Annotated in this window: 22 protein-coding genes; 17 read left to right on the forward strand and 5 right to left on the reverse strand. The window is 33.3% G+C overall.

The window, feature by feature from the left end; genetic code table 11:
• Positions 1–18: 18 nt before the first annotated feature.
• From A6I66_RS04620 to A6I66_RS04635, 4 genes are all read left to right on the forward strand, one after another.
• The gene (locus tag A6I66_RS04620) at positions 19–510 is read left to right on the forward strand and encodes a GNAT family N-acetyltransferase (protein WP_067146093.1); all 492 of its coding nucleotides are present in this window, start codon (positions 19–21) and stop codon (positions 508–510) included.
• Positions 507–1355, forward strand: a complete 849-nt coding sequence (gene prmC, locus A6I66_RS04625; RefSeq protein ID WP_067146547.1) for a peptide chain release factor N(5)-glutamine methyltransferase — start codon at positions 507–509, stop codon at positions 1353–1355. Before A6I66_RS04620 ends, prmC begins: the two co-directional genes overlap by 4 nt.
• Positions 1352–3352 carry an NAD-dependent DNA ligase LigA gene (gene ligA / locus A6I66_RS04630; RefSeq protein ID WP_067146095.1) on the forward strand — a complete coding sequence of 667 codons (2001 nt, stop codon included), beginning with the start codon at positions 1352–1354 and terminating at the stop codon, positions 3350–3352. The genes prmC and ligA overlap by 4 nt, the downstream gene beginning before the upstream one ends.
• Before the next feature lie 92 nt (positions 3353–3444).
• Positions 3445–4167 (forward strand): hypothetical protein, encoded by a 723-nt coding sequence (locus A6I66_RS04635; protein ID WP_067146097.1) that lies wholly within the window; start codon positions 3445–3447, stop codon positions 4165–4167.
• A 196-nt stretch (positions 4168–4363) separates the two neighbouring features.
• Here the strand turns inward: A6I66_RS04635 and A6I66_RS04640 are convergent, their stop codons facing one another.
• Both A6I66_RS04640 and A6I66_RS04645 read right to left on the reverse strand, forming a co-directional pair.
• Positions 4364–5275: a bifunctional metallophosphatase/5'-nucleotidase gene (locus A6I66_RS04640; protein WP_067146549.1), complete on the reverse strand. Its 912-nt coding sequence runs from the start codon at positions 5273–5275 to the stop codon at positions 4364–4366.
• Between the two features lie 4 nt (positions 5276–5279).
• The gene (locus A6I66_RS04645) at positions 5280–6038 is read right to left on the reverse strand and encodes a 5'-nucleotidase C-terminal domain-containing protein (RefSeq protein ID WP_067146098.1); all 759 of its coding nucleotides are present in this window, start codon (positions 6036–6038) and stop codon (positions 5280–5282) included.
• Positions 6039–6096: 58 nt separating this feature from the next.
• Between A6I66_RS04645 and A6I66_RS04650 the strand changes: the two genes are divergently transcribed.
• From A6I66_RS04650 to A6I66_RS04710, 13 genes are all read left to right on the forward strand, one after another.
• Positions 6097–6618, forward strand: coding sequence for a DUF6913 domain-containing protein (locus tag A6I66_RS04650; protein ID WP_067146100.1), 522 nt, complete (start codon positions 6097–6099; stop codon positions 6616–6618).
• A 3-nt stretch (positions 6619–6621) separates the two neighbouring features.
• Positions 6622–7500: a 4-hydroxy-tetrahydrodipicolinate synthase gene (gene dapA / locus A6I66_RS04655; RefSeq protein WP_067146102.1), complete on the forward strand. Its 879-nt coding sequence runs from the start codon at positions 6622–6624 to the stop codon at positions 7498–7500.
• A gap of 118 nt (positions 7501–7618) precedes the next feature.
• Positions 7619–8419: an outer membrane protein assembly factor BamD gene (locus tag A6I66_RS04660; RefSeq protein ID WP_067146104.1), complete on the forward strand. Its 801-nt coding sequence runs from the start codon at positions 7619–7621 to the stop codon at positions 8417–8419.
• Between the two features lie 11 nt (positions 8420–8430).
• Positions 8431–8760 carry a DNA-directed RNA polymerase subunit omega gene (locus A6I66_RS04665; RefSeq protein WP_067146106.1) on the forward strand — a complete coding sequence of 110 codons (330 nt, stop codon included), beginning with the start codon at positions 8431–8433 and terminating at the stop codon, positions 8758–8760.
• Between the two features lie 9 nt (positions 8761–8769).
• On the forward strand, positions 8770–9975 hold the full coding sequence (gene coaBC, locus A6I66_RS04670) for a bifunctional phosphopantothenoylcysteine decarboxylase/phosphopantothenate--cysteine ligase CoaBC (protein ID WP_067146108.1): 1206 nt from the start codon (positions 8770–8772) through the stop codon (positions 9973–9975).
• Positions 9975–10862, forward strand: a complete 888-nt coding sequence (gene porD / locus A6I66_RS04675) for a type IX secretion system protein PorD (protein WP_067146110.1) — start codon at positions 9975–9977, stop codon at positions 10860–10862. Before coaBC ends, porD begins: the two co-directional genes overlap by 1 nt.
• 66 nt (positions 10863–10928) lie before the next feature.
• A complete protein-coding gene (gene recN / locus A6I66_RS04680) occupies positions 10929–12581 on the forward strand; it encodes a DNA repair protein RecN (RefSeq protein WP_067146112.1) in 1653 nt (550 codons plus the stop codon).
• A 51-nt stretch (positions 12582–12632) separates the two neighbouring features.
• Entirely contained in the window at positions 12633–13454 is an 822-nt protein-coding gene (locus A6I66_RS04685) for an enoyl-ACP reductase FabI (RefSeq protein ID WP_067146114.1), read from the forward strand.
• Between the two features lie 108 nt (positions 13455–13562).
• Positions 13563–14561, forward strand: a complete 999-nt coding sequence (locus tag A6I66_RS04690) for a glycosyltransferase (protein WP_067146116.1) — start codon at positions 13563–13565, stop codon at positions 14559–14561.
• A 61-nt stretch (positions 14562–14622) separates the two neighbouring features.
• Complete coding sequence (locus tag A6I66_RS04695) at positions 14623–15525, forward strand: YbbR-like domain-containing protein (protein ID WP_245683422.1); 903 nt, start codon at positions 14623–14625, stop codon at positions 15523–15525.
• Entirely contained in the window at positions 15522–16112 is a 591-nt protein-coding gene (coaE, locus tag A6I66_RS04700) for a dephospho-CoA kinase (protein ID WP_067146120.1), read from the forward strand. The genes A6I66_RS04695 and coaE overlap by 4 nt, the downstream gene beginning before the upstream one ends.
• Before the next feature lie 62 nt (positions 16113–16174).
• The gene (locus tag A6I66_RS04705; RefSeq protein ID WP_067146122.1) at positions 16175–17743 is read left to right on the forward strand and encodes a sensor histidine kinase; all 1569 of its coding nucleotides are present in this window, start codon (positions 16175–16177) and stop codon (positions 17741–17743) included.
• A 4-nt stretch (positions 17744–17747) separates the two neighbouring features.
• Positions 17748–18452 (forward strand): response regulator transcription factor, encoded by a 705-nt coding sequence (locus tag A6I66_RS04710; RefSeq protein WP_067146124.1) that lies wholly within the window; start codon positions 17748–17750, stop codon positions 18450–18452.
• Positions 18453–18639: 187 nt separating this feature from the next.
• Here A6I66_RS04710 and A6I66_RS04715 read toward each other — a convergent pair whose 3' ends face one another.
• The 3 genes from A6I66_RS04715 to A6I66_RS04720 form a co-directional block, all read right to left on the reverse strand.
• A complete protein-coding gene (locus A6I66_RS04715; protein WP_067146126.1) occupies positions 18640–19053 on the reverse strand; it encodes a lipocalin-like domain-containing protein in 414 nt (137 codons plus the stop codon).
• A gap of 13 nt (positions 19054–19066) precedes the next feature.
• Positions 19067–19204 carry a hypothetical protein gene (locus tag A6I66_RS16720; protein WP_169815706.1) on the reverse strand — a complete coding sequence of 46 codons (138 nt, stop codon included), beginning with the start codon at positions 19202–19204 and terminating at the stop codon, positions 19067–19069.
• Between the two features lie 109 nt (positions 19205–19313).
• Entirely contained in the window at positions 19314–23243 is a 3930-nt protein-coding gene (locus tag A6I66_RS04720) for a two-component regulator propeller domain-containing protein (protein WP_245683423.1), read from the reverse strand.
• Between the last annotated feature and the right edge of the window lie 104 nt (positions 23244–23347).

A 23347-nucleotide genomic window follows, 5' to 3' on the forward strand; every position in this document is an offset into this window, starting at 1 on the left:
TCTTAAAGGCTAATTAAAGTGGGTAAAGATACTACAGTTATTCGAGAAATTGAAGCTAAGGATAATGCTCAAATTGAGGGTGTTATCAGAGCGTGTTTTTACGAATTTAATATTCCTTTGGAAGGTACAGCTTACACCGACCCTGAAACATCACATATGTTTGAGGCTTACCAAAATGAAGATGACGTGTACTTTGTACTCGATTTTAAAGGTGAAATTCTTGGTGGATGCGGACTAAAACCGTTGGTAAATCATGAGTCTGAAATTTGCGAAATTCAGAAAATGTACTTTTCGCCCCAAGTAAGAGGTAAGGGATTTGGTCATCTTTTGTTGCAAAAATGTATTAGTGCAGCAAAAGAATTAGGTTATAAAAAGTGTTATTTGGAATCAGCACCACAATTAAAAGCGGCTATTCACCTTTATGAAGAAAATGGCTTCGTGCATTTAGATGCCGCATTAGGAAACACAGGACATCATGCTTGTGGTATATGGATGATAAAAGAATTATGAGACTAAAAGATATACAAAAGAAGTTTCACGCCGAATTAGATAGCCTCTATGCGACAGAGGAAGTCAATAGTTTTTTCTATACGCTTATCGATGTGTTTTATAAAGTTTCGCGTATAGATTTAGCGATGGATACCGAGCTTAGTATTGATGACGATGAACCCATTGAAAAGGCTTTAAATCAACTTATAAAACACAAGCCTATTCAATACATTATTGGGGAAACAGAGTTTTATGGCTTACCATTTAAAGTGAATAAAAATGTGTTAATCCCAAGGCCTGAAACAGAAGAACTTGTCGAATGGATTTTAAAACATAAAAAAGAAGATGAAACGCTTAATATTTTAGATATTGGTACCGGTAGCGGCTGTATAGCCATTTCTATCGCTAAACATTTAAAAAATGCGTCGGTTTATGCACTTGATATTAGCGAAAAAGCGTTAGAAGTCGCTAAAGGAAATGCATTACTTAATGAGGTTCATGTTGAGTTTATTAATGCTGATATTCTTACAACCAATTCCATAAGAGATTTAAAGTTTGATATTATCGTTTCGAATCCGCCTTACATAAGAGAAAAGGAACAGCGCCTAATGAAGCCTAATGTTTTGGAGAACGAACCGCATTTGGCCTTGTTCGTTAAAGACGATAATGCTTTGCAATTTTATAAGGCTATTACAGAGTTTTCAGTTCATAATCTAGTTGAAAATGGCGAATTATTATTTGAAATTAATGAGTTTTTAGGAAATGAAATGATTAGACTATTACAAAAACATCAATTTTCTAACATAGAATTAAAACAAGATATCTTTAGAAAAGATAGAATGATAAAAGGAGTAAAGCATTCATGAATACAGTTGAACAAGAAATAAAGCGTCTGCGCGACGAGTTAAACGCTTATAATTACAGTTATTACGTTTTGGATCAGAAGGAGATATCAGATTACGATTTCGATTTAAAACTGAAAACGCTTCAAGACTTAGAATTAAAACATCCAGAGTTTTTTGATTCGAATTCGCCAACGCAACGGGTAGGTGGAGAAGTCACCAAAAATTTTGAAACCATAGTTCATGAACATCGTATGTATTCTTTAGATAATTCGTATTCTAAAGAAGATTTACAGGATTGGGAAAACCGGATTAAAAAAATGGTTGATGGTGAAATTCAATATGCTTGTGAATTAAAATATGACGGCGCTTCTATTAGTCTGACTTACGAGAATGGGGTATTAGTTAAAGCTGTGACGCGTGGTGACGGATTTCAAGGTGATAACGTGACGGCCAACGTAAAAACCATTAAGTCGGTGCCTTTACGGTTGAAAGGTGATTTTCCTGATAAATTTGATATCCGAGGAGAAATAATTTTACCTTTTGATGGCTTCAATAAAATGAATGAAGAGCGCATTGAAATAGGTGAGGAGCCCTATAGAAACCCGAGGAACACGGCCTCAGGGAGTTTAAAGCTCCAGGATAGTGCCGAGGTAGCTAAACGTCCATTAGAGTGTTTGCTGTATAATATTACTGGAAATAATTTAGGCATTTCTTCTCAAATTGAAAGTTTAGAAAAAGCAAGACAGTGGGGATTTAAAGTACCAGATGCGTCTAAATTAGCCCATTCCATTGATGATGTTTTAGAATTTGTAAACTACTGGGATATTAACCGTCATCATTTAGCTTATGAAACCGATGGAGTGGTGATCAAGGTTAATAGTTTACAGCACCAAGAAGAGCTTGGTTATACCGCGAAGGCCCCGCGATGGGCTATGGCTTATAAGTTTAAAGCCGAGCAAGTTTCAACAAAATTAAACAGTATTAGTTATCAGGTTGGTAGAACGGGAGCGATTACCCCAGTTGCTAATTTAGAACCTGTAGAACTAGCCGGAACAACGGTAAAACGCGCTTCCTTGCACAATGCCGACCAAATTGAAAAATTAGATATAAGAGTAGGCGATGAAGTTTATGTTGAAAAGGGTGGTGAGATCATTCCAAAAATTTTGGGAGTTGATTTACTTAAACGTGTTCCAGAATCTACGCCAACAGAATATATAACGCATTGTCCGGAATGTAGCACGGCTTTGGTGCGTCAAGAAGGAGAAGCACAGCATTATTGCCCTAATTATAATGGATGTAAACCACAGGTAATAGGTAGGATTCAGCATTATATATCTAGAAAAGCAATGGATATTGATGGCTTGGGTGGAGAAACAGTAGCCTTGTTAGTTAATGAGCATTTAATTTCTAATTATGCCGATTTATATACGTTAACAAAAGAGCAAATAGTGCCTTTGGAGCGTATGGCTGAAAAAAGTGCTGACAATTTGATCAACGGAATTGAACTGTCTAAAAATATTCCATTCGAACGTGTTTTATTTGCTTTAGGGATTCGTTATGTAGGGGAAACGGTGGCTAAAAAATTAGCCAAACATTATAAAAGTATTGATGCTATTATGGTTGCTTCTCAAGAAGATTTAGTTGCTGTAGATGAAATAGGTGTTAAAATTGCTCAAAGTGTTCGTTTGTTTTTTGATGCCGAAGAGAATGTGCAAATTGTAAACCGATTAAAAGCCTTTGGTGTGCAATTAGAAATAAGTGAAGAGCAGTTAAAAGGTCAAACAGAATTGCTTAAAGGGGATATCATTGTTGTTACAGGTGTTTTTGAAAAAGTGTCAAGAACAGAGCTTAAAAAACTTATTGAAGATAACGGTGGAAAAGTTAGTAGTTCGATTTCATCCAAAACCAGCTATATTGTAGCAGGAGCAAATATGGGGCCTAGTAAAAAAGATAAAGCAGAAAAATTAGGCGTTGCATTAATTTCAGAAGACGAATTCTTACAAAAAGTAGGTTTCTAGTTTATTTTTGTACCTGAAATAAGGCTTTCCTAAATGTTAAGTGGTATTTTAGTTTATATTTGGTCTAAATTAGAAATGAAACGTTATTTTTTATGATAAAACCCAGAGTTCTTGGTGTTATTATAGCGCTTGTTTATTTGTTATTTGTTTATTTACAGATAAACGGTAATGATTTGGTGGCTAATAATTTAGAGGCTCTCTTAGTACCTTTAGTTGCTTTGGGGTATATGGTTTTTGAAAATAAAAAAACGGTTTATTTTACATTGTTTATTTTGCTATATGCGGTGTCCGACCTGCTAGATTTTATTGTTGATTACATAAATTATGATGTATATTACTATGTGGGTAATGTATTATATATTTTAGGTTACTTTTTTTTATTGTTAGAAATATTAAAATCTACAGATTTTAATTACCTGATAAAACGTTTTAAAACTCATTTAGTCGTTCTGTTAGCTTTAAGTGTATATCTTATCTATGTGCTTCAGGATATTGTAAGTCCATTTGTAGAGTCTACGAATAAGTATTATATAGAAATCGTATATAATACACTGCTAGTTGCTTTATTGTCCTTCGCTTTGCTTAATTACATTCATAAGGAGAATAAAAAAGCTTTATTTTTATTTCTCGGCGTAATTTTAATTGTGTTTTCTGTTTTTATTTGGGTGGCTGATAACTACATCGTTAAGAAAAATTTGCTCACCATTATTTCTTCGACCTTAGCTTTAGGGGCTTTCTTTTGCTTTTATAAGCAGGTACAATATGCTGTAGAAGAAGGCGAAGAGTCGCGGGTGGCTCTCGATAATAAATTTTAAGTGATTTCTTTTTATAGCTATTATCTTCAATCAAGAAAACCAAGTGGATCCTTCAAACTTTATATCATATTGAGTTTGTCGAAATATTTTGAACTTGGTGTTAATCAAAATCTGTTTAGGTAAGCTCAACTTTACAAGTTTAATTTCATTGACTTTCCTTCAGTCAGCCTATCTAAATTAATTTAAAATCATAGGATTAAACGCTAATGGAAACCCCTTCAGCAGAAATGTTTTTATTGGAATCAAAATAAAAATCGATACGCCCAACATTAATACCGTAACATCCTACCTGGTTAACAAGCGTATTTTTACCTTCAATATTTTTTACGACTGTAGGTTTTGATAAAAAAGTATGTGTATGTCCTCCAATAATTAAGTCGATGTTTTTGGTCGCTTTTGCAAGTTTGATGTCTGAAATTTTATCTGAATTGTATTCGTATCCTAGATGTGATAAACAAATAACCAGATCACAACCTTTCTCTTCTTTTAATATTCGTGTCATATCTTGGGAGATTTCAACGGGGTCTAGATATTTGGTTTCTTTGTAATTCGTATCCGTAACTAAGCCTTTTAACTCAACTCCTAATCCAAATACACCGATGTTAATGCCGTCCTTTTTAAAGATTTTATAAGGTTTACAATGGGTATCCATTACTGTATTTGTGAAATCATAATTCGCCGAAATAAACTCAAATTCCGCGTGTGGTAACTGAGCATAAAGGCCCTCTATACCATTATCGAAATCATGATTACCGATAGTGGCAACGTCATATTTTAATTTACTCATGAGTTTGAATTCCAATTCCCCACCGTAGTAATTAAAATACGGTGTGCCTTGAAAAATATCACCAGCATCTAATAATAAGGTGTTAGGGTTTTCTTTTCGAATACTATCTATTAAAGTTGCGCGTCTAGCGACACCGCCCTGATTTGGGTTCCGAGGGTCGTCAGGTGGAAAAGTATCGATGTGACTATGAACATCATTAGTATGTAAAATAGTAATTTTTTTAAAATTATTTATAGTTGAAAATGATTGTAACCCCAGCCCTCCAAGTGATATTAATGCTGTTCCTGCTGCTGCTTGTTGTATAAAATTTCTACGTTTCATAATTTTAATTAATTTTAATAAATCTGTCATCACGAACAGGGGAGATGCTATCTACTTTCATAAAATAATCAATTAAAGTATTTCTTATTTTATAATCTAATGTGTATAAATTTTCGTTTGGCTGAAAGAAAGTCATGCTATCTCCACCTTGATATAGATAATCATTTGTAGCCACATAGTAAGTTTTGTCAGCATCAATAGGAGCTCCATCAATTTTGGATGCAACTAAGGTGTTATTTTTGTCGACTGTAATTTGTAATTTAGAAATTGGATGAGCTTTTCGTGCTTTTACAAGGTAGTTCACCAAGTCATTGACTTGGTTTCCTTTAATAGCAGCAACCACAAGGCTGTTCTCAAAAGGCATTAATTTGAAAGCGGTTCCTTTCGTAATCGCTCCCTTAGGTAAATTTGAGCGAATGCCTCCGTAATTCAATAAGACCATATCAATATTATGGCCGGTTCTTTTTAAGAATATGGGATTGGCTTGTTCGTAGGCTATATCGGCCATTAAATTGCCAAGAGCTGTATTTAATTCACCGTCTGTTTTATCGTAGGTTTTAGGAGAAATTGCAATAATACTATCTAAATCTTTTTGAATATGTTCGCGATACGGCGCTATGTATTGATCTATTTCGGAATCAAGTTCTAGCTTATCAGTGACTTGTATTTGTTTTCCTTCTATTTTAGAAAGTTGTACATCACTATTTTTACAATGGAGTAAAAGGAAAAAAAATAACAAATAAATTAAATGTGTAAACCTCATTCTTTAATCTTAAATATTGAACGTACTTTTGCTACCTTTGCGCAAATTATAAAGATAAATGATTTTAAAGGTTTTTAAAGAAAAATCTATAAAAAAGCGTATTAATAAATTGTTAGCTGAGCGCGTAGTGAAATCTGATAACTCGGCTGCAAAAACATTAGGAGTCCTTATAAATATGGATGCATTTAATGATGTAGCTGTATTTGAAAAAATGGCTATGGAGATTAAAATTCAGCCTAATAATTTTAAAATTATAGGGTTTTCTGTAAATAAGAAAAACGAGCTTAATGCTATAGGGACTTGTTATTATCTAGAAGATTTTAACAGAAATGGTCAAGTGAAAAATGTTGAGTTGCAATCTTTTTTGGATTATGATTTTGATATTTTGATTAATTATTACGCTGAAGATATATTGGAATTGAAATTGTTAAGCGTGCTTTCTAAAGCAAAACTAAAAATTGGAATTCTGCAACAGGATGAACGTATAAACGATTTGATAATTAAAACTGAATTAAAAGATTTTAAAGTATTTAAAACAGAGCTTTTTAAATACCTAACGATATTAAATAAAATTAATTAAAGCATGAATAGTAAGTTTCTAGGAACTGGAGTGGCGTTGGTAACACCTTTTAATAGCGATTTAAGTATCGACCATAGCGCGTTAACAAATATTGTAAATTATAATATTGAAAATGGTACAGATTACTTAGTGATTTGTGGCACAACGGCTGAAAGCGCAACTTTAACGAAGTTAGAAAAAAAGGAGGTTATTGAAACGATTTCTAAAGCTAATAGTGGTCGTGTGCCTTTAGTTTTAGGTATTGGAGGAAATAATACGGCTGCAGTTATCGATGAAATTGAAAGTACTGATTTAAGAGGTATTGATGCTATTTTATCGGTTGTTCCATATTATAGTAAGCCAACTCAAGAAGGTTTTTATCAGCATTTTAAGGCTATCTCAGAAGTTTGCCCAATAGACATTATTCTTTATAATGTTCCTGGTCGAACTGCAAAAAATATGGAGGCAGGAACCACCATTAAATTAGCTCAGAACTTTGAAAATATAATCGGGGTTAAAGAGGCTGGTAATAACATGTCTCAGTACTATGATTTAATTAAAAATAAGCCGGAGGATTTCTTAATTATTTCTGGAGACGACGATTTAGCCCTTGGAGTTGTTTTAGCTGGTGGAGCAGGAGTAATTTCTGTAATCGGACAAGGTTTCCCAAAAGACTTTTCAGAAATGATTCGTTTAGGATTAAAAGGTGATGCAAGTGCAGCGTTTAAATTGCATTTTAAATTGATTGATGTCATTGGATATATCTTTGAGGAAAATAATCCAGCAGGCATAAAAGGAGTGTTTGAAGCCTTAAAATTATGTAGAGATACAGTGAGATTACCTCTAGTACCTGCGTCGGATGCTTTAAAAGCTAAGATCAAAGCCTTTGTTGATAATTATTAGTCGTGTTAAATATAACTTAAACCTTATTTTTATAGAGGTTAAGCATTTAATTTAGCTTTGAAATTATATTTTTAAAATCCATATTAATCACTTAATTTTGCATCCTGTTTAAAAATTTATGAACAAGCTTTTATATTTACTAGTAGTATTCACAGTTTTAACAAGTTGTAGCGAATATCACAAGACTTTAAAGGCGGAAGATGTTTCCGCGAAATTTAAATTAGGTGAATCGTTATACAATGAGGGCGAATTTACTAAAGCCAATGCGCTTTTTGCTCAAATTGTTCCCAACTATAGAGGTAAGCCTCAGGCTGAAAAACTCATGTACTTGTATTCGAAATCTTTTTATGAGATTAAAGATTATTACGTTGCAGGTTATCAGTTCGAGCGATTTGCTTCCAGTTACCCTAAAAGTGAAAAATTAGAAGAAGCTTCTTTTTTAGCCGCTAAAAGTTATTATATGCTATCACCGGTGTATAGTAAGGATCAAACAGAAACGAAGAATGCTATTGAAAAGCTTCAAGATTTTATCAATGCCTTTAGAGAATCTAAATACGTTCCTGAAGCTAACGCCTTAACTAAGGAGTTGTCTGATAAACTAGAAAAGAAAGCCTTTGAAATAGCTAAGCAGTACAATACGATTTCAGATTTCGAAGCGGCTATAAAGTCATTTGATAATTTTATTTTCGAAAACCCAGGGTCTTCGTATTTGGAAGATGCTTACTTTTATAAGCTAGATTCGGCTTATAAATTGGCTATTAATAGTGTTGAAAGTAAGAAGAAAGGACGTTTAGAGTCCGCTAAAGAATATTATTTAGATTTTAAAAATGATTATGCCGATTCAAAATATCAGGAAGATGTTGAAGAAATGGCAGTTGAAATAGAAGAAGAATTACAAAATTACAGCTCACAAAGTTAAACATTTATACAATGGATTTAAAAAAAACCAATGCTCCAGTTAATACGATTACGTACGACAGAAATCAAATAGATGAGCCTACAGAGAACATCTATGAGTCAATTTCTATTATCGCAAGACGTGCTGAGCAAATTAATACAGAGATTAAAAAAGAACTTATCGATAAGTTAGAAGAATTTGCTACTTATAACGATAGTCTTGAAGAAATCTTTGAAAACAAAGAGCAAATTGAGGTTTCTAAATTTTACGAAAAATTACCAAAACCTCATGCTTTAGCCGTTCAAGAATGGTTAACTGATAAAATTTATTTCAGAAATACTGAGGATGACGCTCAGGATTAATTTCTTTATATGAGTATTTTAAGCGGCAAAAACATACTGTTAGGCATTACGGGTGGTATTGCCGCTTATAAAACAGCTTCACTTGTAAGGTTGTTCGTGAAATCTGGTGCCAACGTAAAAGTTGTGATGACACCAGCTTCAAAAGAATTTGTAACACCCTTAACACTATCTACACTTTCTAAAAATCCGGTATATTCGACTTTTACAAATGAAGACGAAGATACGGAGGTGTGGAACAATCACGTCGATTTAGGTCTCTGGGCAGACCTTTTAATTGTTGCTCCAGCTACCGCCAATACTTTAGCTAAAATGGCTAATGGGGTATGCGATAATTTATTGATGGCGACTTACCTTTCTGCAAAGTGTCCCGTGTATTTTGCGCCTGCCATGGATTTAGACATGTATAAACATGCCACAACAAAACAATCCTTTGAAAAGCTTAATACCTTTGGAAACATTATGATTCCAGCCACGAGTGGAGAACTAGCTAGTGGATTGGTAGGTGAAGGCCGTATGGCAGAGCCTGAAGAAATTTTTAGTTTTATTGAAGCCGATGTTTTAGGAAAATTACCTTTAAAAGGTAAAAAAGTATTAATTACAGCTGGGCCAACTTATGAGGCTATCGACCCTGTTCGTTTTATAGGGAACCATTCTAGTGGTAAAATGGGCTTTGAAATAGCCAGAGCAGCTGCTAATCTTGGTGCCGAAGTGATTTTAATTAGCGGTCCTACGGCTCAAAAAGTATCTCACAGTTTAATTCAACAGATTCCAGTCGTGAGTGCTGAAGATATGTTTAATGCTGTGCATACGTATTTTAATTCATGTGATATTGCCATTCTTTCTGCTGCTGTAGCCGATTATCGCCCTAAAGAAGTAGCTCATCAAAAAATAAAAAAGAAGTCCTCGACGTTAACATTAGAGCTGGAAAAAACAAAAGATATTTTAGCTTCTTTAGGAGTCATTAAAAAACAACAGTATCTCGTTGGTTTTGCGCTAGAAACAAATGATGAACTGGAAAATGCCAAAGGAAAACTAAAAAGAAAGAATTTAAATTTAATTGTTTTAAATTCGTTAAATGATAAAGGAGCTGGTTTTAAAGGTGACACTAATAAAGTTACTTTTATTGACGATCAAGATAACATCACAGCATTTGAATTAAAAACTAAATCTGAAGTCGCCATTGACTTATTAAACAAAATTATATCTCATATTTAATGCGTAGCATAGTCGTTTTATTACTAATTTTTATCGGATTTAAAGGTGTTTCGCAAGAACTAAACTGTAAAGTTGTCGTTAATGCGCAGTTAACAGGAAATGAAAACTTCCCCATTTTTAATACTTTAGAAAAGGAACTTACCGAATTTGTTAATAATAGAAAATGGTCGAATAAAACGTTTAAGTCTCAAGAACGTATAAATTGCAGTATGGTTATTAATGTAACGAACTATAGTGGCGAATCTTTTCAAGGTACGATTCAAGTGCAATCTTCGCGCCCCATTTATGGTTCTTCCTATAGTACACCCGTATATAACTTTAATGATAAAGACTTTAATTTTAATTATTTAGAGTTTCAAAATCTAATCTATAACGAAACCCAATACGAATCGAATTTAATTTCAGTGTTATCTTTTCATGTGTATATGATTTTAGCTTTGGATGCCGATACGTTTTCTCATCATGGGGGAGAAGCATACTATAAACAAGCTCAGGTAATTACAAATTATTCACATCAAGGTAATTACAAAGGGTGGAAAGTTGAAGACGGTTTACAAAGTCGTTTCGCGCTTATAGACAATATTTTGTCACCAACTTTTAAAGAGTACAGAAGTGTGCTTTATGATTATCACAGAAAAGGCTTGGATGTTATGCATCAAGATGTAAAGGCAGGAAAGGAAGCCATAGCAGCAAGTTTGATGGAATTTGATGCTATGAACAAACGCCGTCCAAATTCTTTTTTGCTACGTGTGTTTTTCGATGCTAAATCCGACGAAATAGAAGATATCTTTACCGAAGGGCCAAATGTTAATGTGGCTAAAGTGAAGGAATTACTTCAAAAAGTAGCGCCTATGTACAGTAGTAAATGGCAAAATATTAAGTACTAAAACTTAATATATTTTTTAAGCCACTTTTACTATATTTAATTTTTATTTCTAATACTTTTCAAAGCTTTGCTAACCTCACTTTCTATAAAAAATTATGCCCTTATCGATGCTATGCAGGTCGATTTTAATTCGGGTTTTTCTATCATTACTGGTGAAACTGGAGCTGGTAAATCTATTCTTTTAGGAGGATTGTCCCTAATTCTTGGTAAACGCGCCGATTTAAGTAGTTTGAAAGATGCTTCAGAAAAATGTATCATTGAAGCTGTTTTTGATGTGTCTAAATACCACTTAAAAGCGCTGTTTGAAGCTGAAGATCTTGATTATGATGCTAATACCATCATCCGTAGAGAAATTTTGCCTTCAGGGAAGTCCAGAGCCTTTGTGAATGATACACCTGTAAATTTATCTAGCCTTCAAGTACTTGGTGAGCGTCTTATCGATATCCATTCGCAACATCAAACCATGCAACTTACTAGTAACGATTTTCAGTTTCAGGTTATCGATGCCTTGGGAGGAAATGAAGACTTACTACATAACTACAAAGTAGAACTTAAAGTTTATAAAAGATTACAAAAAGAACGTGATGAATTGTTAGTATTTAAAGCAGAGGCTATTAAAGAACACGATTATAATACTTTTTTGTTGAATGAATTGAATGAAGCAAACCTTGTTGACGGTGAGCTTGAGAGTCTTGAAGAAGAGTATGAAACTTTAAATAATATAGAAGGCGTAAAGGAAAAACTTTCTGAAGCTTATCAGTTACTAGATGATGAACAAATTGGTGTGATTGCTTCTTTAACAACTTTAAAGAATGTATTACAAAAGTTAGTAGGGTATTCTTCAAAATACAAGACGCTATTTGAAAGAGCCAATAGCAGTTTGATTGAATTGGATGATTTATTTGGGGAAGTAAACGGTTTTCAAGAAGATTTAGAAGCCGATCCAAATCGTTTAGAGGTTGTTGATGCTAAATTGAAGTTGCGACATAGTTTGATGCAAAAACACGTGGCAACAACGGTTCTAGAACTTATAGAGATTAGAGATCGACTAGAAGACAAAGTATCTGTGACCGAAAACCTCGATGAGACCCTAAAACAGAAAGAAGAAGAAATAGCTTCTCAACAAGAAGTATTAAACAAAATAGCCAAGAAAATTCACCATAACCGTGTTAAAGTCATCCCAGATTTAAAAGTTCAATTGGAGGCACTACTAAGCAGTTTAGGTATGCCCAATGCTCAATTTAAAATTGAAGCCCACCTGGACAAGGAATTTTTTATCAATGGAAAAGACCGGTTAACATTTTTATTCTCTGCAAATAAAGGCGGTAGTTTTAATGAATTGAAAAAAGCAGCATCGGGAGGTGAATTGTCCCGAATTATGCTGTCTATAAAATCTATACTCGCAAAATATATTCAGTTACCAACCATGATGTTTGATGAAATTGACACAGGAGTTTCTGGTGAAATTTCAAATAAAATGGGTGATATTATGCTGGAAATGAGTAAAACCATGCAGGTGTTTTCAATAACACATTTACCACAAATTGCTGCTAAAGGTCACGCGCATTTTAAAGTGTTTAAAGAAGATGTGGATAATAAAACGCAAACAAACTTAATCAGGTTAAATCCTGATGAACGTATTGTAGAAATAGCCCAAATGCTTGGTGGTAAAGAAATGTCATCATCGGCTATTGCTCATGCTAAAGAATTACTCAATTAATTACTATCTTTGTCGCCGAATTAATTTATTAAAAAACAAGAAACTAGATATATGTACAACTTATTAAAAGGAAAGAAAGGGATCATTTTTGGAGCATTAGACTCAAATTCAATTGCTTGGAAAACTGCCGAACGCGTTCATGAAGAAGGCGGTGAGTTTGTATTAACTAATGCGCCTGTTGCTATGCGAATGGGACAAATTAATGAGTTAGCTGAAAAAACAGGATCTCAAATTATTCCTGCAGATGCCACTTCTCTTGAAGATTTACAAAAGCTTGTAGAGCAATCTATGGAGATTTTAGGAGGAAAAATTGACTTCGTACTACACTCTATCGGGATGTCTATTAACGTTAGAAAAGGAAATCATTATACCAATCAGAATTATGATTTTACACAAAAAGGAACTGATGTTTCTGCGATGTCTTTTCATAAAGTAATGCAAACCTTATACAAAGCGGATGCTATGAACGAATGGGGAAGTATTGTAGCTTTAAGTTATATGGCAGCACAACGTGTATTTCCTGATTATAATGATATGGCTGATAATAAAGCATATCTCGAAAGTATTGCGCGTAGTTTTGGTTATTTCTTCGGAAAAGATAAAAAAGTAAGAGTAAATACTATTTCACAATCTCCAACACCTACAACTGCTGGTAGTGGTGTAAAGGGATTTGATGGTTTTATTGCTTATGCCGATAAAATGTCTCCACTAGGTAATGCAACCGCTTTAGATTGTGCTAATTATACGGTTTCTCTGTTTAGTGACTTAACAAAACGTGTGACTTTACAAAATCTTTATAACGATGGTGGGTTTAGTAACATGGGTGTAAGTACCGCAGTTATGGAAGCCTTTGTTGAAAACGAAACAAAGTAAAAACACAATAATATATGAAAGAGCCACCTGTTTTTAGGTGGCTTTTTTGGTTTAAAGTTAATCGGTTATTATCATTTGTTTTGATGTTGCTTTCTTTATTTTTGTAATATGTCTATAGCGTTTTCATTTATAATTCCTGTTTACAACCGGCCTGATGAAATTCAAGAACTTTTAGAGAGTTTCAAATCTCTAGAAGGTGATTTTTTATATGAAATTGTTATTGTTGAAGACGGTTCTGATATATCATCGGAAGCTATTGTGAAGGCCTTTCAGTCACATCTAAATATCGCTTATTATTACAAACCCAATTCTGGACCTGGAGATTCTAGGAATTTTGGTATGCGTAAAGCAAAAGGCAATTATTTTATCATTTTAGATTCCGACTGTATTTTACCAACAAGCTATTTAAAAGCCGTTGATAATAGTTTAACTCACGATTTTGTTGATTGTTTTGGTGGCCCAGATACGGCTCATGAATCGTTTTCAAATCTTCAAAAGGCGATTAATTTTTCAATGACCTCTTTTATCACCACAGGAGGTATACGGGGTAAAAAGGGGAGTGTAGATAAGTTTCAGCCAAGAAGTTTTAATATGGGATTGTCCAAGCAAGCTTTTGAAGCCTCCCATGGCTTTGGTAAAATTCATCCTGGAGAAGACCCTGATTTGTCTATTAGATTATGGAAACTAGGATTTAAAACCAAATTGATTCCTGAGGCTTTCGTGTATCATAAACGCCGAATCTCATGGGAGAAATTTTATACACAAGTTCATAAATTCGGATTGGTACGTCCTATTTTAAATTTATGGCACCCAGAGTCTAAAAAGATAACCTATTGGTTTCCTGCACTGTTTAGTGCAGGTTTGCTATGCGCCATAGGGCTTAGTTTTTTCAAAATAAAAATCTTCTTAATAGCCTATTTATTGTATTTTGTAGTAGCTTTTATATTAGCTTTAGTGAGCTCTAAAAGCCTAGGTGTCGCTATATTAGTTATTCCAGCCATTATGATTCAGTTTTTCGGATATGGATATGGTTTTTTAAGATCAACATGGGCGGTTTCTGTATTAGGTAAAAAACCTGAAATTCAATTCCCAAAACTATTTTTTTAATCGTATGCTTAATACCTTAAAGTCTAAATTATTAAGTTCAATAAAAAATAAAAGAATCAATGTGTTTCTTTTATTTCTATTGTTTGCTTTCGTCATCTTAATTATTTCTAAATTATCTAAATCCTATACAGACACCATTCCTTTTAAGGTTGAAAAAGTAAAAATCCCGCAAGAGTATGTGATTTTAGATGATTCTGTAACTATGAACATCACTTTAAAAACACATGGTTTTAGATGGTTGAAGTATTATTTTACACAGCCTAAAGTGACAGTAGATTTTAGTAAAGACGTTCAGAAAAATGACCAAGCCTTTGTATATAATAAAACCAAAGCCTATTTAAATAATACACAGTTTGATAAGGAAGTTCAAATATTAAATATTTCACCAGATAAAATAGCCTTTCGTTATGGCGTAAATTTGGTCAAAAAAGTTCCTGTTAAAATTAAAGCTGAAGTGAATTATGCGCTTGGTTTTAATACTTCTGATGAGATTCGAGTTGAGCCCGACTCCGTAGTTGTTGTGGGGCCGGACGTTTTGGTTTCTAAAATCAAATACCTAGAAACAGAAGCGAAGCAAATTAATGAGGTTCGAACTCATTTAAACCAACCATTGAAGCTTAAATTCCCAGAAAACACATCAGAAGTGCAATATTCTGTTTCTCAAGTGAACCTAAAAGCTAACGTTGAGAAATTTACAGAAGGCACCTTGAAAATTCCGGTAAAAGTCATCAATACACCTAAAAATAGTGTTGTGAATTACTTTCCAAAGGCGGTTAGTGTTTCCTATTTTGTAAGCTTAAATGATTTTGAACGAATTACAAAGAAAGACTTTGAAGTGGTATGTGATTTTGAGAAAATGCATGATGATCAAAATTTCTTAATGCCCGAATTGGTTAAGGCCCCAGAACTAGCGAAACATTCAAAAATTAGTCAGCAACGTATCGAATTTATTATTACAAAATGAAAATAGTCGGACTTACAGGCGGTATAGGCAGTGGGAAAACCACAGTTGCAAAAATGTTTCAAGAACTCGGTGTGCCAATTTACATTGCTGATGATGAAGCTAAGAAGCTCATGAATGAATCAAGTGTATTGAAACAAGAACTAACGCAATTATTTGGAGAAAATGCGTATCTTAATGATGGTTTAAATAGGCCTTATATAGCTAATATTATTTTTAATGATAAAACCTATCTCCAAAAAATGAATGCGATTGTGCACCCTAGGGTTGCCGAGCATTTCAAGAAGTGGGTTTTAGAACAAAAATCACCTTATGTTATAAAAGAAGTGGCCATTTTATTTGAAAACGGAGGCCATAAGGCTTGCGATCTCGTAATAAGTGTCACAGCACCTAAAAATATTAAAATCGAACGCTTGTTAGAGAGAGATGATACAACGGTTGAAAAGATTGAAAATATCATGAAAAATCAATGGTCTGATGAAGAAAAAACAAAGCTTTCAGATTTTGTAGTTTTTAACACTGTTTTAGAGGAAACTTATACTCAAGTCTTAAAAATACATGAGGAAATTTTAAGAAATCTTAAATTTTAACATTTTTGTTAATGTAAGGTTAAATGATAAGATTTTTAATGTTAAAATGTTAATTTTGATCGATGAGTAAAAGGATATTTATCTTATTAATTATACTGATGAGCTTGTCGCTAATCGGTATTATTGCTATTCAGGCTTATTATATTAATGATTCTGTAAATAATGAAAGAAATCGGTTCAAGTCTAATGTCGTTACCGTTTTAAACAACGTTTCTAATACGATTGAAGAGAATGAATTCGAAAAATATTTTACAGAGTATTTAAGTTTAGATAAAGAAAAAAAAGCTGACGAGGATGCTGTCTCTCAACTGTTAATTTACAGGAAAAACAACAGCACGAAAGAAACACTTATTTATAAAAGTAACGTTTTACAAGAGGATTATAAATTGTCCTCATCGCTCTTTGATATTGGTTTAGATAGCCTAGATATAACAAACATCATAGGGAATTCAACTACCGAAATTTATAGTAATTTGGAGTCGGCAGATAAAGATCTTAAAAGTCCGATTTCTAAAATTATTAGAAGTGGTACCATCGATGAAGCCCAAAAACTGAGTTTTGAGAAAAACTTCAAAGAGGTTTTAAAAAGAAAACCGGTTCATAAAAGGGTTTCTGAAGAGGAAATCAAAACTTTATTAGCCGAAAAATTGGCTAAATATGGTATTGGTATTGATTTTGAATTTGCCATTTACGGTAATGATTTAGCAACCAAAGTACATAGTGATAATTTCGATTATCATAAAGATTCTACTTTCGGAGTGCCTATTTTTTATGATGAAAATAACCGTAGTCTTTATAGGTTATTAGTTAATTTTCCAGATAAAAGAAAGTTTATCTTATCTGGCGTTATAGGGATGATTGCACTCTCCATAATGTTTACACTAATTATTATTTTGGCTTCTGGTTTGGCATTGTATCAACTGGTGAAACAACGTAAAATTTCAGAAATTAAAACCGATTTTATTAATAACATGACGCATGAGTTTAAAACACCAATTGCTACTATTAACTTGGCATTGGATGCGATTAGAAACCCGAAAGTGATTGCCGATCAAGAAAAAGTTGTTCGTTATTTATCGATGATCAAGGAGGAGAATAAAAGAATGCATGCTCAGGTAGAAAATGTTTTAAGGATATCTAAATTAGAAAAGAACGAACTTAACATTAATAAGGATAGAGTAAACCTACACGAATTAATCGAAGATGCTATTACTCATGTTGAGTTAATTGTGGAGGATAGACAAGGCTATATAAAAACGTTTTTAAATGCGGAAAAGACATCGGTTTTAGCCAATGAAACGCATTTTACAAATGTGATAGTTAATATGCTGGATAATGCTATTAAGTATTCCCCTGAAGCCCCAAGAATAGAAGTGTATACGGAAAATGTAGGCACTAATGTTTTATTAAAAGTAAAAGATCACGGGAGCGGAATGAGTAAAACGGCCGCTAAAAAAGTGTTTGAAAAATTTTATAGAGAACACACCGGAAATATTCATAACGTTAAAGGTCACGGTTTAGGTTTGGCCTATGTTAAAAGAATAGTAGAAGACCATCAAGGTCATGTATCAGTAGAAAGTGAAAAAGACAAAGGAAGCACATTTACAATAAAGCTACCGCTAATATCATAATATCATGGAAGAGCAAAAAAAGAGAATATTATTAGTAGAAGACGATCCTAATTTTGGAACGGTTCTTAAGGATTATTTAATGATGAATGAATATGAAGTCACACATGCCAAAAATGGTATGGAAGGTTTTGAAAAATTCAAAAAAGATGATTTTGACTTGTGTATTCTAGATGTTATGATGCCTTATAAAGATGGCTTCACATTAGCTAAAGAGATAAGAGAGAAAAACACAGATGTTCCAATTATTTTCTTAACCGCTAAAACAATGAAAGAAGATGTTTTAAAAGGTTATAAAGTTGGGGCAGACGATTACTTAAATAAGCCGTTTGATAGTGAAGTGCTTTTAATGAAAATTAAGGCCATTATTCAACGTAAGGCTACAGAAACTATTTCCGATAGCAAGCAATTTGAGTTTAAAATTGGTGAATTCGATTTAAATTCAAAATTACGATTCTTAAAGTTTAAAGGAGGAGAGCCTGTTAAATTATCACCTAAAGAAAATGAGTTATTACGCTTATTAGCCCTTCACGAAAATGATTTAATGCCTCGTGAATTAGCACTTACAAAAATTTGGCGTGACGATAATTATTTTACTTCGCGTAGTATGGACGTTTATATTGCCAAGTTACGTAAATACTTAAAGCTTGATGAAAAAGTAGAAATACTAAACATCCACGGAGAAGGTTTTAGGTTGGTTGTAAATAATTAAAATCTAACCATGATAATAAATAAAAATCCAGCCATACGCTGGATTTTTTTTGTAGAATTCCATAACATAGGTAGGTTTTATTTTCTGTATTTGACCAAGAGAGACCAGAAATTTAAGAGGACAGATAGGTGATTAAGGGCATACAAGATAATAGCATGTTTTATGTTTTCAAGAAGTTTGTTGTTTCCTAACCTGGAGTTCTGTCAAACCTAATTATTTCACCGTCATTAACATTTTTAAGGACCAGTTCATCATCAGAGATTTCCTCGATATTTATTTCAGTAACATCAGCTCCAAAAGTAATGGTGATTTTTATATTGTTTGATAAGGTATATTCAGCAATAATGGCTCCAAGCGATTCACAGGTCCCAGAAAAATCATCATAAATATCAACAATAGCATCCCCATTATCCATAAATTCCACGTAGCCGTTTTTCTCGCAATCGGTAAAACTACCTGGGCTTTTAGATTCTTGATACCATTTTCCTGTGGTTAATAACTCCCTGGTTGTTTTTTCCGAAGAATCACCATTATCGTCGTTGCTACAGCTTGGTGCAAATATTATTAAGCACGCAAAGCAAATTGTTTTTAGAATTTTCATAATGTTGCATGGTTTAGGTTTTTATAAATTGTACTGTTTTTATTACTTTATTGTCTAATAGGATTTTAAGTTCATATTTTCCTTTTTTAAGATGGTCGATACTCATAAATACCGTAGTCTCTTTATCAGTATTATCAGTATTATTGTTCATGACCACGCTTATATATTGCCTAGGATAAAATTATAAGGATAAAGCGTGATAGGATACTTAATATGTTTCAAAGTATAGAAGGTATGTTCCAAAGAAGTGTTTTCTGAGTTTAAAACGGATTGTCAATATACTCGTGAGGGGTACAAGCATAAACCTCTTTAAAACATTTAATAAAATAGGAGGGGGTATTGAAACCTGCTTGGTAGCCAACTTCAGCAACGGTGACATCCGATTGTTTAAGCAATTCTTTTGCTATTTTTAAGCGTTGAAGACGAATAAACTCGCTAGTACTCGTATTGGTTATCGCTTTTAACTTGCGGTGTAATTGTGTACGACTTAAAGCCATTTTTGAGGCAAACATTTCACTATTAAATTCAGGGTTGGTAACGTTTGAGTCTATGACCTCTTGCAAACGTTTTAAGAATTCAGATTCTGTTGTCGAAACAGCTAAATTCGGACTAATACTTAGTGTTTCACTAAAGTGCTTATGGACTTGTTTTCTGTTTTCAAGTAAATTCCTAATAATGATTTTAAGCTTATCTGAATTAAATGGTTTTGTAATATATGCATCTGCTCCTGTTTTTAAACCTTCAATTTCATGCTGTTCACCAACTTTAGCAGTTAATAAAACAACGGGAATATGACTGGTGGCTGGGTTATTTTTTATGGATTCACACAAGTCGATACCATTTTTAATAGGCATCATGATATCACTAATTATGATATCTGGATTTGTTTTTATCGCCTTTTGAAAGGCTTCTTGGCCATTAGAAGCTTTGGAGATTTGATATTCGTTTTTAAATATTGATGTGGTAAACTCTAGAATATCGATGTCATCTTCCACAACCAAAATAAGAGGTGTGTCTTCTGAAGTTTCCTTATGCTTTAAAATTGGTATAACTGAATTTTTTGGAGTTGTTTCTGAGCAAACGAAGTCACTTTCATTAAAAGCTTCCTTATTTATCGGCAGAGAAACGGTGAACTGAATTCTGTTATTTCCCAAGCTATTGGCTACAATGGTTCCTTTAGAAAGGTTTACCAAATCACGAACTAAAGCTAAACCGACACCTACACCATCCGACATTTCGTTGTCTTGATAAAAGCGCTGAAATAGAAGGCTCAAATCTTTCTCTTCGATTTGTTCGCTACTGTTTATTACCGACAGTACGAGAAATGAGTCTTGCCTATTGGCCTCAAAAATGATATCAGTCTTTTTAGTGGCATATTTTATAGCATTAGAGAGCAAATTAGAACAAATTTTTTCTATCATGTCACTATCATACCACACATCATTTAAATTATGAATCTTAGACACTATTTTTAAATCATTTTTATTCGCATGGTACTGAAAAGCATTTGCAATCTGTTTAAGTAATAACCCCAAGTTTCCTTGAGCCAGCTTGAGTTTTATCTGACCGGAGTCTATCATAGACAGGTTCAGCATTTGGTCTACTAAATTTAAAAGGCGATTAGCGTTTTGCTTCACTAAATTAAGTTCCTTTTTATCCTTAGGAGCTAATTCAGCTTTATTTAATTGATTTGTTATTGGTCCTAGAATAAGCGTTAATGGTGTTCTAATTTCATGAGAGATATTGGTGTATAGCTTCGTTTTATATTCATCCAATTTCTTTAAACGATTGGTTTCTGTATTTTCAAACTGCAATTGCATTTTCATATGCCACCGTACTTTGGCCAAATAGTACACTAAATAGCTTAGAAGAATAAAAATGATGTTATAAAATAAAATGGCATATAGACTCAAATACCAAGGCTTGTTTATTTTAAAGGTGAACTTAGCCGGGTTTTCATTCCATACGCCATCATAGTTACTAGAAATAACTTTGAAAGTATAAGTGTTTGGGGGTAAATTGGTATAGTGTGCAAGATTGAAATTTTTTGAAATAACCCAATTCTCATCATGATTTTCTAATTTGTATTTAAAGGTACTACGTTCTGGTGAAGAAAAATGAAGACTAGAAAAAGTAAAGCTTATGGTATTTTCATTATGCTTTAATTCTAGGTTATTGGTCATTTCTCGATTTTTAGAAAACACTTCAAAAGAGGAAATAATGGTTTTAGGTTTTACTTTGTTGTAAGTAAGTTCATTAGGTTTAAACCAATTTATGCCTTCCAAACCGCCAAAAAACAAGGTACCATCCTCACTTTTAAAATAGGCCCCCGTGTTAAATTCAGAACCTTGTAGGCCATCGTCAGCGCTAAAGTTTTCGAAGGCCCCATTAGACTTGGAAGTGCTAAATCTGCTAAGTCCATTATTGGTACTTAGCCATAAATCGTCTGAAGTCCCTTCTAAAATGCCATAAACCACATTATTGGGGAGGCCGTCTTCTTTCTTATATCTAATTAAAGTGTTTTCCTTAATGTTGTATTTAATCAAACCAGAGCCGTTCGAACCAATCCAAAGGATTCCGTTTTTTATAAATAAGGTTTTAATTTTATAGTGGAGTTGTTTAACCTCTTTTATTTCATCGGTTTTGGTATTTATTCTATAAACACCTGCGTTATCGGTTCCAGCCCAAATGATGCTATCGTTTTCTTTAACTATGGCTCTAACGTTGTTAATAGGAAGACTAGAATTACTTTGATTATAGGTTTTAAGAATCCCTAAGTTTTTATCAAAAAGTACAATGCCACTTTCGGTGCATAACCAACGTCTATCTTTAGTTTCCGCTAAAATTCGCCAAATGGTATGTTTGGATAGTTCTGGATAGTTGATAAAAATTCCTGAATCATTTAGAATGTTTAGGCCGTTGACTTGATGTCCAATCCAAAGTTCATGATCAAAATCATTCAAACTTATAACTCTATTGCTTGAAAGGGTTGAATTGTCTTCCGTAAAGGTTTTATAGGTTTGTGCTTTTAAATTGAAACAAGTCAGTCCTTTTCCCGATGTGCCAATCCAAACGTTGTTTAAAGCATCGGTATTTATGCACCTCACCATATCTACGTTAATATCATGAGGTACTTGGTTATTCGTTAAAATATTAAATTTTACGAGATGTTCGTCATAATAATTAGCACCAGTACCATCCGATCCATACCAGATAACCCCTGTTTTATCCTCGAATAAACAAAGCATGTCGTTATAATGAATGGCAAAAGGATTGCTTTTATTGGCTTTAAAGTTTTTTGCTTCTTGGGTTTCATGGTTTACTAGAAAAATACCATCACCATAAGTAGCAATCCATAAGCGGTTTTTACTGTCTACTAGTAAATCTTCGACATTTATATTATTAGGGATGTTATCGTGATAATATTTCTTAAATTCTTGAATATGGGGAGGTTTGTAAAATATACCATCACCATAGGAGCCCAACCATAACGTACCGTCTTTAGTAGCTACCAAAGTACTGTAGTTGCACTGGTTTGTATGGTCAATATCTATTCTTTTTAGACCAGAAGCTTCAGAATAATTAAAAACACCATGAGAGGTGGCCATGTATAGGCTATTATTGGTCTCTAAAAATTCATAAACCGTCTGGTTTTTAAGCTCATTAAAAGGAAGTTGAGTGGTGTCTTTGGTTGTGGAGTTTATTTTTATCACCCCTTGATTATAAGTACCTAGATACAAGTCATTTTTGCTGTCTTGAAAAATAGTACTAATACCGTATGGTGTTTTAACGGAAATAAAGGTGTCGGTTTTTGGATGGTAGTATTCTAATTTTCCGCTATATGTAATTAGCCAAAGTTTGTTTTGGTTATCTATATAGATCTTGCCTAATTTACTAAATCGCGATCGTGTTTTGTCTTCAAACTGCTTATCGTAATACTTGAATTCCCTACCGTCGTATTTGTTTAGCCCATCTTGAGTTGCGAGCCACAAATACCCAATACTGTCCTGAGCGATGCTAATAACACAGTTTTGTGATAAGCCGTGTTCTATAGTAAGCGCTTTAAAGGCAAACTGCTTATCAAGCGTTTTTTGAGTTTTTATATTTTGCGAAAAACCCCATTGAACAGATAACACCCCAATTGTAAAGATGGCATAGAAAACAATGGTATTTATAAAGTGTGGTTTCAATAATAATTATTTTTTCGTCTTTGGGGCGAAAGAACTTTATTATCAATAGTTTAATGAATTTAAGCAATTTTTATGACTTAAAGGGCAGATTAAAAACGTAAGAA

The organism is Pseudotamlana agarivorans (assembly GCF_001642835.1).
Lineage (GTDB): Bacteria > Bacteroidota > Bacteroidia > Flavobacteriales > Flavobacteriaceae > Pseudotamlana > Pseudotamlana agarivorans.